The 12157-nt window shown below is 72.5% G+C and carries 10 protein-coding genes; 3 read left to right on the forward strand and 7 right to left on the reverse strand.

Annotated features, from left to right (window positions below):
• Positions 1-138: 138 nt before the first annotated feature.
• Positions 139-807, forward strand: coding sequence for a CBS domain-containing protein (locus ACFUJR_RS36670; protein WP_383165142.1), 669 nt, complete (start codon positions 139-141; stop codon positions 805-807).
• Positions 808-1071: 264 nt separating this feature from the next.
• Positions 1072-1977: a potassium channel family protein gene (locus ACFUJR_RS36675; protein ID WP_383178327.1), complete on the forward strand. Its 906-nt coding sequence runs from the start codon at positions 1072-1074 to the stop codon at positions 1975-1977.
• A gap of 58 nt (positions 1978-2035) precedes the next feature.
• Here the strand turns inward: ACFUJR_RS36675 and ACFUJR_RS36680 are convergent, their stop codons facing one another.
• The 7 genes from ACFUJR_RS36680 to ACFUJR_RS36710 all read right to left on the reverse strand — a co-directional run bounded on the left by ACFUJR_RS36680 (position 2036) and on the right by ACFUJR_RS36710 (position 11139).
• Positions 2036-4726 (reverse strand): cation-translocating P-type ATPase, encoded by a 2691-nt coding sequence (locus tag ACFUJR_RS36680; RefSeq protein ID WP_383178324.1) that lies wholly within the window; start codon positions 4724-4726, stop codon positions 2036-2038.
• Positions 4719-5306, reverse strand: coding sequence for a hypothetical protein (locus ACFUJR_RS36685; protein WP_383178321.1), 588 nt, complete (start codon positions 5304-5306; stop codon positions 4719-4721). Before ACFUJR_RS36685 ends, ACFUJR_RS36680 begins: the two co-directional genes overlap by 8 nt.
• Positions 5307-5424: 118 nt before the next feature.
• On the reverse strand, positions 5425-5883 hold the full coding sequence (locus ACFUJR_RS36690) for an Hsp20/alpha crystallin family protein (RefSeq protein WP_383178318.1): 459 nt from the start codon (positions 5881-5883) through the stop codon (positions 5425-5427).
• A gap of 219 nt (positions 5884-6102) precedes the next feature.
• Positions 6103-6516 carry a CBS domain-containing protein gene (locus ACFUJR_RS36695; protein WP_383178315.1) on the reverse strand — a complete coding sequence of 138 codons (414 nt, stop codon included), beginning with the start codon at positions 6514-6516 and terminating at the stop codon, positions 6103-6105.
• A 240-nt stretch (positions 6517-6756) separates the two neighbouring features.
• Positions 6757-9159, reverse strand: coding sequence for a phosphoenolpyruvate synthase (gene ppsA / locus ACFUJR_RS36700; protein WP_383178312.1), 2403 nt, complete (start codon positions 9157-9159; stop codon positions 6757-6759).
• Between the two features lie 175 nt (positions 9160-9334).
• The gene (locus ACFUJR_RS36705) at positions 9335-10237 is read right to left on the reverse strand and encodes a universal stress protein (RefSeq protein ID WP_383178309.1); all 903 of its coding nucleotides are present in this window, start codon (positions 10235-10237) and stop codon (positions 9335-9337) included.
• Positions 10234-11139, reverse strand: coding sequence for a universal stress protein (locus tag ACFUJR_RS36710; protein WP_383178306.1), 906 nt, complete (start codon positions 11137-11139; stop codon positions 10234-10236). The genes ACFUJR_RS36705 and ACFUJR_RS36710 overlap by 4 nt, the downstream gene beginning before the upstream one ends.
• Before the next feature lie 222 nt (positions 11140-11361).
• Here ACFUJR_RS36710 and ACFUJR_RS36715 point away from each other — a divergent pair.
• Positions 11362-12157: universal stress protein (locus ACFUJR_RS36715; RefSeq protein ID WP_383451177.1), on the forward strand; the 796-nt coding region annotated here is incomplete at its 3' end.

Below are 12157 nucleotides of genomic sequence, written 5' to 3' on the forward strand. Positions count from 1 at the left end.
CCACCGAGGTCCACGCCCTCGAATTCGACGCGCAGGCCGTCCGGGAGCTGTGCGCACAGGACGTCGATGTGGGCGAGGCCGTGGCCGCCGCCGTGGCCGCCGCCGTGGCGCGACGGCTCCTCATATGAGGTAGGGGCGATGACATCCCAGCCGTTCACCGTCGCCGACGTCATGACCAAGAAGGTCGTCGCCGTCCGCCCCGACGCGCAGTTCAAGGAGATCGTCGCCGCCATGGAGCGGTGGAGGGTGACCGCCGTCCCGGTCGTCGAGGGCGAGGGGCGTGTCGTCGGGGTGGTCTCCGAGGCGGATCTGCTCCTCAAGGAGGAGCTCCACGACCACCGCCTCGGCCTCGTGGAACAGCTGCGGCGTCTCGACGCCACTGCCAAGGCCGGGTCCCGCCGGGCCGAGGACCTGATGACGTCGCCCGCCGTCACCGTCACCCCGGAGGCGTCCCTGCCTCAGGCCGCGCGTCTCATGGCCGCCCGCCGCGTCAAGCGGCTTCCCGTCGTCGACGCGAGCGGCACGGTCCAGGGGATCGTGAGCCGGTCCGACCTGCTCAAGGTCTTCCTCCGCTCCGACGAGGAGCTCGGCGCCGAGGTGCGCCGAGACGTCGTCAGGAAGCTGTTCCCGCTCTCCCACCACCAGGTCGACGTCCGTGTCGACGCCGGTGTCGTCACCCTCTCCGGCGAGGTCCACGACAGCGCGCTCATACCGCTCGCGGCCCGCCTTGCCCGCGCGGTCGAAGGCGTGGTGGACGTACGCTGCGAGCTCACCGCGCGGGACGGGACGTGGCCGCGGACGAGATGACCGCCGCGGTGTCGGGCCGGGGGGGGGGGGGGTGGGGTCTCCCCCCCCCCGTGCCAAGAGAAAGAGAAAAGAGAAAAGGAAAAAGGCCTGTACGCCCCGTCTCCCGACGCGGCGTACAGGCGGCCGACGCGGCGTACAGGCGGCGCGGACGGACTGTGGGCGGTGGACCTGACCCGGACGACCGCGGCCCCTGCCGTCCGCCACCGGGCTGAGATAGGCGGCCGGACGGAGGGAGGGAGGCGCCACCGGGGGAAGAGTGCCGTAATGACGTGGCTTCCGATGCTCGCAGGCGCTTTCCTGGTGCTGTTCATCCTCCGGGACCTCTTCCACACCCTGTGGCACCCGACCCGCCACGGTGGTCTGAGCAGGCTGGTGATGAGGTCCATGTGGTGGCTGTCGACCCATCCCGGCGCACGGTGGCGACCTGCGGGTCTCGCCGGCCCGATGGGCATGGTGACGGTCCTCGCCGTCTGGGCGCTCACCGTGGCCGTGGGATGGGGGCTCATCTACTGGCCCCTCATGCCCGAGGACTTCTCGTACGCCACGGGGCTCACCCCCGCCCAGCACGCGGGCCCGCTCGACGCCCTCTACGTCTCCCTGGTCACCCTGGCCACGCTCGGTCTGGGGGACATCGCGCCGGCCTCGGGCTGGCTGCGTGTCCTCGCCCCGATGGAGGCCCTGGTGGGCTTCGTCCTGCTGTCGGCGACCGTCGCCTGGATCCTCGGCATCTACCCGGCGCTGGCCCGCCGTAGGGCACTCGCGCTGCGGCTGTCCCACGTGCGCCGCAGCCGGGCCACCGCCGGCGCTCTCGACTCCGACGGGGGCGCCGCGCTCCTGGACGGTCTCGCCTCGGCCCTCTCCACCGTCACCGTCGACTTCCTGCAGTACGCCGAGTCGTACTACTTCTACGACGGGGACGAGAACACGTCCCTGGCCGGGCAGCTCGGCCACGCCGTCGGCCTGGCGGACCAGGCGTCGGAGGCCCGTCATCCGGACGTCCGGCTCTCCGCGTCGGTGCTGCGCACGGCACTGGAGGACCTGGCCACCGTGCTCGACGAGCGCTTCCTGCGCACGGGAGGGGCCCCTGAGCACGTCTTCAGGGCCTACGCCGACGACCACGGACGCTCCCCGGGACCGGCCCGACCCGCGCCGGGCGGCGGAGGCGGGTGATCCTGAGAGGCGGGGGGCGCGGGCTTGGCATCGCCTCACCCGGGACGGCCGGGGCCGGTCACGCCACCGACGACAGATGACGTCGCCGCCTGGCGCGCCGTAGCTCGTCCGTGCCCCACACCAGGACCGGGAAGGTCATGATGAGCAGGACGACGTCCGGAGGAAGGGCGGCCGTGCCGAAGAGGTGCTGGAGCGGGGGCACGTAGACGAGGACTGCTGTGAACGCGAGCTCGAAGGCGATTCCGGCGAGCAGCAGCGGATTCGAGAACACGCCGATGTCGCGCAGCGCGGCGTGATCGGTGCGCGCCGCCATGGCTGTGCCGACCTGGCAGGTGACGATGCCGGCGAAGGTGGCCGTGGTGGCCGTCACGTAGGCGTGGTGCAAGGGGCTGCCCGTGTCCGTGGGATCGCCCGGCTGCCAGCCCGCTCGCCACAGCACGTAGAAGTAGCCCGCCATGACGAGGACCGCCGACACCAGGCCCAGGTAGCCCCAGCTCCGGACGAGCATGTCGCGGGAGATCACGCCCTGGTGCCGTGGCCGGGGCGGCCGCCGCATGATACCGGGCTCGGAGCGTTCCCGGCCGAGGGCGAGAGCGGGCAGGGTCTCGGTGCCGAGGTCGATGGCCAGGATCTGCAGCACGGTGAGGGGAAGCGGTACCGCGCCGGCGGAGAGCGCGAAGACGAGGAAGGGCACGATCTCCGGGGTCGCGTGGGCGAAGATGTAGACGATGAACTTGCGTACGTTGTCGTAGACGCGGCGCCCGGACTCGACCGCGGTCACGATGGTGGCGAAGTCGTCGTCGGTGAGCACCATGGTGGCGGCCTCGCGGGCCACGTCGGTGCCGGAGCGTCCCATGGCCACCCCGATGTGCGCGCGGTGCAGCGCGGGGGCGTCGTTGACCCCGTCGCCGGTCATGGCCACGATCCGGCCGTGGGCCCGCAGGGTGTCGGCCACCTTGAGCTTCGTCTCGGGCGAGGAGCGGGCGAAGACGATCTCGGCGTCGCCTTCCACGAGAAGCCGGTCGAGCTCGTCGTCGCCCAGGGACTCGGAAGCCGCGACCACGTGCAGACGGGGCACCCCGATGCCCACGTCCCGGGCGACCGCCGCGGCGGTGGCTCCGCTGTCCCCCGTCACGACGTGCACGCGCACCCCGGCCTCGTGACAGCGGCGGACGGCCTCCGCCACCTCGGGGCGCGGCGGGTCGTACAGGCCGACGAGGCCGAGAAGCGTCAGTCCCGACTCGGCGTCCTGACGGCGTCGGGGCGGCTCCGTGCCCGGCGGCAGGTCGCGTACGGCGACGGCCAGGACCCGCATGCCGCCCTGGGCCAGTTCCTCCGCCGCCGAACGGGCGGCGTCCGTGGCGGAGCCAGGACGGACCCGGGCGAGGACCGCCTCGGGCGCTCCCTTGGCGACGATCCGCAGACGACCCGTCGCCTCGTCCTCCTGGACGACGGACATCAGCCGCAGCCGCGGATCGAAGCGGAACAGTCCGCGCCGTCCCTCGTCGCGCCGGGCGAGATCCACCGGGGCCCCGTGGTCGGCGGCTCCGGCGATGAGGGCGGTCTCGGTCGGATCCCCGTACAGCTCACCGTCCTCGTCGCGTGTGACGGTGGTGCACAGGGCGCCGGCCCGCACGAGCTCCTGCGACCGGGGTCCGGGATTCGCTCCCTGCCCCACGGTCCAGAGGGCTCTCAGACGCATCCGGTTGCGTGTCAGCGTGCCGGTCTTGTCCGTGCAGATGACGCTCGTGGAACCGAGCGTCTCCACGGCGCTGAGCCGCTTCACCAGGGCACCCTCGCGCGCCAGCGCGCGGACGCCGACGGCGAGGGCCAGCGTGATGGTCGGAAGCAGTCCCTCGGGGACGTTGGCGACGAGCAGCCCGATGGCGAACGTGAGGGAGTCGGTCACCGGCAGCCCGACGGCCACCCCGACGACCAGGAACACGGCTCCCATGCCGGTCGCGACCCCGGCGATGAGCCAGGCGACCTTCTTGACCTGTCGTTCCAACGGGCTCGCCTCGCGCCGGGTCCGCTGGCTGAGGGCGGCGATGCGGCCGAGTTCCGTGTGGCTTCCGGTGGCGAACACGATGGCACGGGCCTGTCCCTCGACACAGACGGTCCCGCTGAAGACGAGGTTCGGCTCCTCCAGCAACGGAGCGCCGAGGAGCCCGGCGGCAGCCATGCGTTCCGCGGGGACGGACTCCCCGGTGAGCATCGACAGATCGACTTCCACGCCCCCTTCGGTGAGGCGTGCGTCGGCCGGTACCTTGGCGCCCTCTTCCAGGAGGATCACGTCCCCGGGCACCAGGTCGCGGACCTCCACCGTGAGGGGCCGACCGTCGCGTACGGCGAGGGTGTGCTCGGGCAGATAGCGCGCGAGGGTCTCCACCGCGCGCTCGGCCTGGCGTTCCTGAAGCAGCGCGAAGGCCGCGTTGACGGCGACGACCGCCAGGATCGCCCAGCCGAGCACCCCGAGATCCGCGACGAAGGCCAACGCGGCCGCCGCCCAGAGCAGGAGGGCGAGGGGGTGGACCAGCTGCCCGACCAGCTCCCGAGCGAAGGAGGAGCGGGCCTTACGCCGTACCTCGTTGGGCCCGTGGACGGCGAGCCGGCGGGCGGCCTCGCGGGCGGACAGCCCGTCGGGCCCGGTGGCGAGTTCCCGGCGCAGCCTGGGCAGGGGCTCGCTGGGGTCGAAGGGCAGCACCTCGGCGGGTGTGGCGGCCCGCCCCGTGGCCGCGCGGTCAGTCATCGTCCGCCCCCGGAGCGCTCCCCCGGCGGAGCCGTCCGGACCACACGGGTTCGACCTGTTCCCACTCCTGTTCCCAGGCCGCGAGACGGCGGGCCTCGGTCCGCCGTCGTACGAGGACGAGAGCTCCGGCCCCGATCGCTCCGACGGCGGCCGCGGCGATGCTTCCGCCGAGAAGTGAGGTCAGCGCGCGGTCGGCGGCGCCCGGGGGACGGGCGGGGGCGCCGGTGTCGTCCACCCAGATCGTCACGGTGCGGCCCTGGGGCGTCCGGGGAGGGACCTGGATCGTGCCGGTCCGCCGGACGTTGTCAGGCTGTTCCCAGACCGCGGGCGCGACGGACCTCGGCGTCGCTCCGTAGCGGGTCGCGACGGGCGGGTCCTTGGCCGGTCCGGTGGTGGTCGCCTGCACCTGGTGGCGGTGCGCGGCGAGTTCACCGTCGGCCTCCGCTCCCGCGTTCCACAGCCTCCCGGCCGTCACCGCGCCGCAGATCAGAGCGATGAGCAGGACGAAGACCAGGGCGGCGCGCCTCGCGGGTCTCCCGGGCGGGGTGATCCCGCTCTCCGACGTCTCGCGGTGGAGCATGCCGCACCTCCCGTGGGGAGTGCACCTCTCGTCTCGGCGGTCGCGGCGCCACCGACGGTCATGTGCTCGCGAGCGCCGAGCTTCCTGCTGCCGCGGGCGACCAGGACACGCGAGGCGTTCATGCTTCCGCGCCCTCGGCCGGCTTGGCGATCCGCTTCACCGGAATCTTCCGTACGGTCGTCGACTCCTCCTCGTCGGGCATCGGGACGCGGACGGTGAGGATGCCGTCCGCGTACGATGCCTCGACGTCGTCGGCCGGGATCGTGCCGGGAAGGCGCACGGTCCTGCGGAACGAGCCGTAGCGGAACTCCGAGTGCTCCTTGTCCTCCTTGCTCTCGCTGTGCTCCGCCCTCACCGTGAGGAGGTTGTCGTCGACGGTGATCGTGATGTCGTCGGGGTCCATCCCCGGCAGCTCGGCGCGCAGCACGTACTCGCCGTCACCGCTGGACACCTCCACCGGGATGGAGTGAGCGGCGGTGCCGGGGCGCCATCCGGGCAGTCCGGGGAACTCCCGGCCGAACCAGGTGTCGAAGTCGGGGAAGAGGCTGTGCCTGCGTTCCACGTGGTGTCCGCTCATCGTTCTGCTCCTCGTGTACGGGGCCCAGGACGGCGCCGTGGACCCGAGTCGGTGCGGACGGGCGGCGGATCGGGTACGGGGCCCGGTCCGACTCCGTTAACCCGATCGTCCGCCCGCGAGGCCACGTGGCGCAGCGTCCGAGAGGACTGTGCGACAGGGCCGAACGGGCCCCACCGGGAAGGACCGACCGGCCCGGACCGCGCCACGGTGCCGGTGCGGTCAGCGACAGATCTCCTCGACGAAGTGGCCCACCCGTTCCTCGGGCAGGTGCCGCGCCAGGTCCGCCTCACTGATCATCCCTACCAGGCGGTGGTCGTCGATCACGGGTACCCGGCGGATGCGGTGGTCCTGCATGGTGCGGAGCACCTGCTCGCTGTCGGCGTCCGCCTCGACCGTGACCGGCTTGCCCTGGGCGAGGAGTCCGGCCGTCATGTGGTGAGGGTCCTTGCCCTTGGCGAGGCACTTCACCACGATGTCCCGGTCGGTGATGATGCCGTGCAGCCGGTTGTCCGGCCCGCAGATGGGCAGCGCGCCGACGTTCAGTTCGCTCATGCGTCGTGCCGCGTCCATCAGACTCTCGTCCTCCTGCACACAGCTCGCACCGGTGTGCATCATTTCCCTTGCGGTCGTCATGGCCGCGTCCTCCTTTCGGCCCCCCTGCTCGTGATCCGGCCGGTTCGCCATCGGTTCAGAGGAAGAGCGTCGACACCCTGATCGTGTGTACGGGGCGCCCGGGACGGCCGTTCGCCCCGTTCGGGGGCGGGTGGTGGCTCCCGGGGCGACCGCGAGGCGTGTCCGTGGCCGCCTGTCGACGGAGCCGGGCCGACGGCTCGGCGTCCCGGGCGACTCGGCGCCGTGTCTTCCTCGGCATGGTCATCGCTCCCTTCGTCCGGCACCGGATTCCGGCGTCGCCTCCGCGCGGGCCACGTGCCGTTTGACCGCTGCGAAGCTGTCCGGCGCGACGGAGATGGAGTCGAGGCCGGCGTCGACCAGGATCGCGGTGAACGCCGGATCGTCACTGGGCCGCTGCCCGCACAGTCCGGCAGGGCGACCGGCCTCATGGGCGCGGGCGGCGAGAGTCCGGATGCTGCGGACGACAGCGGGGTCACGCTCGTCGAACACGCCGGCGAGGGCCTCGGAGTCGCGGTCGACGCCCAGGGTGAGCTGGGTGAGGTCGTTGCTGCCGATCGAGAATCCGTCGAAGCGTTCCGCGAAGTCCTGAGCGAGGATGATGTTGGCCGGGATCTCCGCCATCACGTAGACGCGCAAGCCGTTCTCACCGCGTACGAGTCCCTCCTCCGCCATCACCGCGAGCACCCGGTCCGCCTCTCCGAGAGTCCGGCAGAAGGGGATCATGACGACCACGTTCGTCAGTCCCATCCCCTCACGGACCCGGCGCAGCGCACGGCATTCGAGGGCGAACCCCTCGCGGTATCCGTCGCTGTAGTAGCGGCTCGCACCGCGCCAGCCGATCATGGGGTTGGCCTCGTCGGGTTCGAAGGGCCTGCCGCCGAGCAGTTTGGCGTACTCGTTGGTCTTGAAGTCGCTGGTGCGTACGACGACGGGGGCGGGCCAGCGAGAGGCGGCGATCCGAGCGATGCCCTGGGCCAGGCGCTCGACGAAGTACTGTCCGCGGTCGGGGTACCCCTCGGTGAGCCGGTCGATCGCACGACGGTCGGACGGATCGAGCCGCTCGGGGTGCAGCAGGGCCATCGGGTGGACCTTCACCTGGTGCGCGACGATGAACTCGAGACGCGCGAGGCCCACACCGTCGGCGGGGAGCCGCCACCAGCGGAACGCGGCCGAGGGGTCCGCCAGGTTGAGCATGACCCGGGTGCGCGTGGCAGGCAGATCCGCGAGGTCGGTCAGGGTCTCCTCGTACGCGAGCAGGCCCTCGTAGACCCGCCCGCGGTCGCCCTCGGCACACGAGACGGTCACCAGGTCGCCGTCTTTCAGGATCCGGGTCCCGTCTGCCGTTCCGACGACGGCGGGGACGCCGAGTTCGCGGCTGACGATGGCTGCGTGCGAGGTGCGTCCGCCGTGGTCGGTGACGATCGCCGACGCCCGTTTCATGACCGGTTCCCAGTCGGGGTCGGTGACGCGGGTGACGAGGACCCCGCCCTGCGGGAAGCGGTCGAGGTCGACGGGGGCGTCGAGGGCGACGACGGGGCCCTGGCCGATCGCCTCGCCGACCGCGGTGCCCTCCACGAGGGGATCGCCGGGGACGCCGGTCAGGCTGCAGCTGCGCAGGGTCGTGGACCGCCGGCGGGACTGCACGGTCTCAGGACGGGCCTGGACGATCCAGAGGTCGCCGGTGAGGCCGTCCTTCGCCCATTCGAGGTCCATCGGGCAGCCGTAGTGCTCCTCGACGGCGGCCGCCCACCCGGCGACCTCGCGGATCTCCGCGTCGGCCAGTACCCGTCGGTTCCGCTCGGCGTCGGGGGTGTCGACCGTGTGTGTCAGACCGGTGTCCGCGTACACGGTCTTGAGCCGCTTGGTGCCGATCCGCACGTCGATCAGCGGGTCCAGGGCGGGGTCCTTCATGCCGGGCTTGAACACGGTGTACTCGTCGGGGTCGACCCGGCCGCTGACGACGGTCTCGCCCAGGCCCCAGGCGGCGCTCACGACGATCACCTCGGGAAAGCCGCTCTCCGGGTCGAGGGTGAAGGCGACCCCGGCCCCGGCGAGGTCGGCGCGGACCATGAGCTGAACGCCGACGGAGAGGGCGACGGCAAGGTGGTCGAAGCCCATTCGCTCGCGGTAGTCGATCGCCCGGTCGGTGAACAGGGAGGCGTAGCAGCGCCCGCACGCCTCCAGAAGCGCGTCAGGGCCGCGGACGTTGAGGAAGGTCTCCTGCTGCCCGGCGAAGCTCGCCTCGGGCAGGTCTTCGGCCGTCGCGCTACTGCGCACGGCCACCTCGGGCGTCTCACGGCCGCTCTCCTCGGCGAGCCGCCCGTACGCGGTCAGGACGGCCTCCCGCAGAGACGGGGGCAGCGGCTGCGCGAGGAAGGACGAACGGATGGCTGCCCCGACCTCGTCGAGCGGGGCGCCTCGGTGCAGGCGGCCGATCTGCTCCTCGACCGAGTCGCGCAGTCCGCCGCCGGCGAGAAGCTCCTCGTACGCCTCGGCCGTGGTGGCGAAGCCCGGCGGGACGCGTACACCCGCGGCACCGAGCCGGTTGGTCATCTCTCCCAACGAGGCGTTCTTGCCTCCCACCCGGCCGACGTCCGACCGGCCCAGCTCCGTGAACGGTACGGTGCGTCGCGTCGGTCCCATGGCATCCTCCGTGGCTCTCGGGCGTCCTCAGTACGGCAGCGGTCGGCCGGACGGGGTCCGCAGATCGAGGGGGCTCGGCCTGCGGGGCCGACGGGGTCGGGGGCTGGTCCGGATGCGTCGCATGGCGCTCACCTCTCTGCGGAACCGGCCGAGCGGGGCGGCGGCCGGGGGCCGGTCAGCCGTACGGGGCCGGGACCGGTCGGCCCATGCCGGGTCGCCGGTCCGCCGCTCGCACGGTGAGCGGGGGAACGGTGATCACGGGGCACATGGCGCGGTGCAGCAGGCCGTGGACCGTCGAACCCAGCCGCATGCCGGAGTACCCGCCACGCCCCCTTCGGCCGACTATCAGGGCGAGGGACTCCTGGGACGCCAGGGCGAGTTGCTCGACCGGGTGTCCCCGAAGGACCTCCTGGGAGACGACGACGTCCGGATACCTCTCCGCCCATCCCGCGACCGACTCGGCCAACAGCCGACGGCGCTCGGCCAGAGCCTCGCCCCCGTCGTCGTGGGCGAAGAGGGAAGGGGGCCAGACCCAGACGGCGCGCACTCGCGCCTCGCGCAGGCTCGCCTCCTCGACGGCGAAGGCGACCGCCGCCTGCGAGGACTCGCTGCCGTCCACCCCCACGACGAGGGTCGGATGGTGCACGGCCGTGTGCTCGGGGACACGGACCACGACGACGGGGCAGGCCGCACGCGCGGTGAGCGGGACGACCACGGAACTCTCGCTGAGCACCTCGGCCGCCCTGCCGAGACGGCGCGAGCCGACGACGACGAGTGCGGCGTGGGCCGCCCTGTCGCGGAGCACGCTCGCCGGTACGCCGTTCACGCGTTCCGTCGCGATCCGCAGACCGCCGTGGAGTTCCCGTGCGAGGTCCTCCGCGTTGGCGATCGCCGACTCGGCGCGGATGCGCAGCGCGCTCTGGTGGGCCGTCCCGTCGTGCCGGAGCCCCTCGTGAGCGGGCGGTACGGCGACGACCAGGCGGAGCGCCATTCCTCGTCGTACGGCCTCGTCGGACGCCCAGACGAGAGCGGGTACCGACTGCTCCCGGGGGTCGACTCCGAGCAGGATCTCGCTCATGTCTCCTCGACCCGGGTCGCGAAGGCGGGCGGGACGAGTTCCACCGGACAGTGGGCATGGTGCAGCAGGACATGGGCGACGCGCCCCAGGGACGGGACCGCGCCGAGGACATGATGTTCCCTGCCCATCACGAGCAGATCGGTGTGGGCACTCGCCTCCACCAGGATGCCGGGCGTGCTCGTGCCCGTCTCGACGTGATGGCTGACGATGAGTCCGGGATAGAAGTCGCGCACGAGGTCGGCGAGCGCCTTGATCTCGTGCACGCGCTGCCGCGCGATCTCGTCGAGGTCGTCCAGCATGGTCGCGACGCTGCCGACGTGGGCGAGCACGTTCCAGACGCTCACCAGTCGCAGCACCGCCTTGCGCGCGTCCGCCTGGGCGGCCGCGACGAGTAGCCAGCCGATGTCGGAGGCCCCGTGCACGGCTGCCGTCACCGAGCCCGACTCGGGGCGGTCGCCGTCGCCACGGACGACGATCACGGGCGTCTCGGCGCGGGCCGCCACACCGAGGCCGATGGAGCCGAGCATGAGGGCCGAGAAGCCGCCGAGTCCCCGGTTGCCCACCACGATCGTGCCCCGGTGGCCGGCAGCGCCCCGGAGAGCGGCGACCGGCTCCTGGCGGCTCAGTTCCCTCGTGACGTCAAGGTCCGGGAAGCGCTCCTGGACCGTGCTCGCGGTCTCGATCAACAGGTCGCGGCCCGCTTCGCGTACCGCCTGGATCGTCTCGGCGTTGGCGAAGAGGGCCCGGCGGTCGGTGTCGGCGGCGTGGACGAGACGGAGGGACCGTCCACGCCGGTCCGCCTCGGCGGCGGCCCAGAGCACGGCCGTGCGCCCGGAGGGAGACCCGTCGACTCCCACGACGACGTTGCCGAGCTCCGGTCGGGTGGGGATCTCGCTGGTCATGGTTCCTCCTCTGGGACGCCGGGGCTCGGGAGCACGTCCCGAGGGGCGACACCTCCCACGCTGACACCGTGCCGGGCCTCCCCGGGATGGGCCGTTCGGCCCCGATCGAGACCTGCCCGGCCCTGCTGCCAGGACGCACGGGACCGCCAGCCTGAAGCTCGGAGGTCCTCCCCGATCCGGACCACGGACGGAACGGGGCAGACACGACCGAGGAGGCGCGTCATGACGGCCCAGGTCACCGCCGGTCTGGACGGCTCGAAGGAAAGCCTCGCCGCCGCGGGCTGGGCGGCAGCCGAGGCGGTGTCGCGCGAGGTGCCCCTCCGGCTGGTGCACGTGGAGGAGTGGCCCAACGCCCCGGAACTGCCCCTGTCGTACGCGCACACCTTGGCCGAGCGGGCCGAGAGTCTGTTGCGGGAGGAGGCGGACCTGACGCGGAGGAACCACCCCGGCCTGGAGGTGCTCACGCAGCGTGCGCGCGGCCGGGCGGCCGAGGAACTGACAGCCGCCGCGAACCAGGCGGATCTCACGGTCCTCGGTTCGCGCGGGCTCGGTGGCATCCGCGGATTCATCGTCGGCTCGGTCTCCCTCGCCGTCGTCGGCGCGGCGCGTCAGCCGGTCGTCCTGGTGCGCGAGGGGGCGGACCACGCGGCTCGCGACGGCGGGATCGTGGTGGGCGTCGACATCTCCCGCCCGTGTGAGGCCCTGCTCGGGTTCTCGTTCAACGAGGCCGCCCGCAGGGGCGTGCCGCTGCGGTTCGTGCACAGCTGGACGCTTCCCGCCTCGTACGGATACGCGGCCGTCATGGACCCGGGGATCGGAGAGGAGTTGGGCGACCACCTCTTCGGAGAGCTCGACGACCTGCTGGAACCGTGGCGCAAGCGGTACGCGGGCGTGGACGTGGCGGCCGAGGCGGTGACGGGCTCGGCCGCGTACCAGCTGGTCGAGGCGTCGCAGACCGCGCAACTGGTCGTCGTGGGACGCCGGAGCCGGAAGATCGCCCTCGGCGCGCACCTCGGCC

Origin of the sequence: Streptomyces sp. NPDC057271 (genome assembly GCF_042668715.1) — a bacterium.
Classification (GTDB): Bacteria; Actinomycetota; Actinomycetes; order Streptomycetales; family Streptomycetaceae; genus Streptomyces.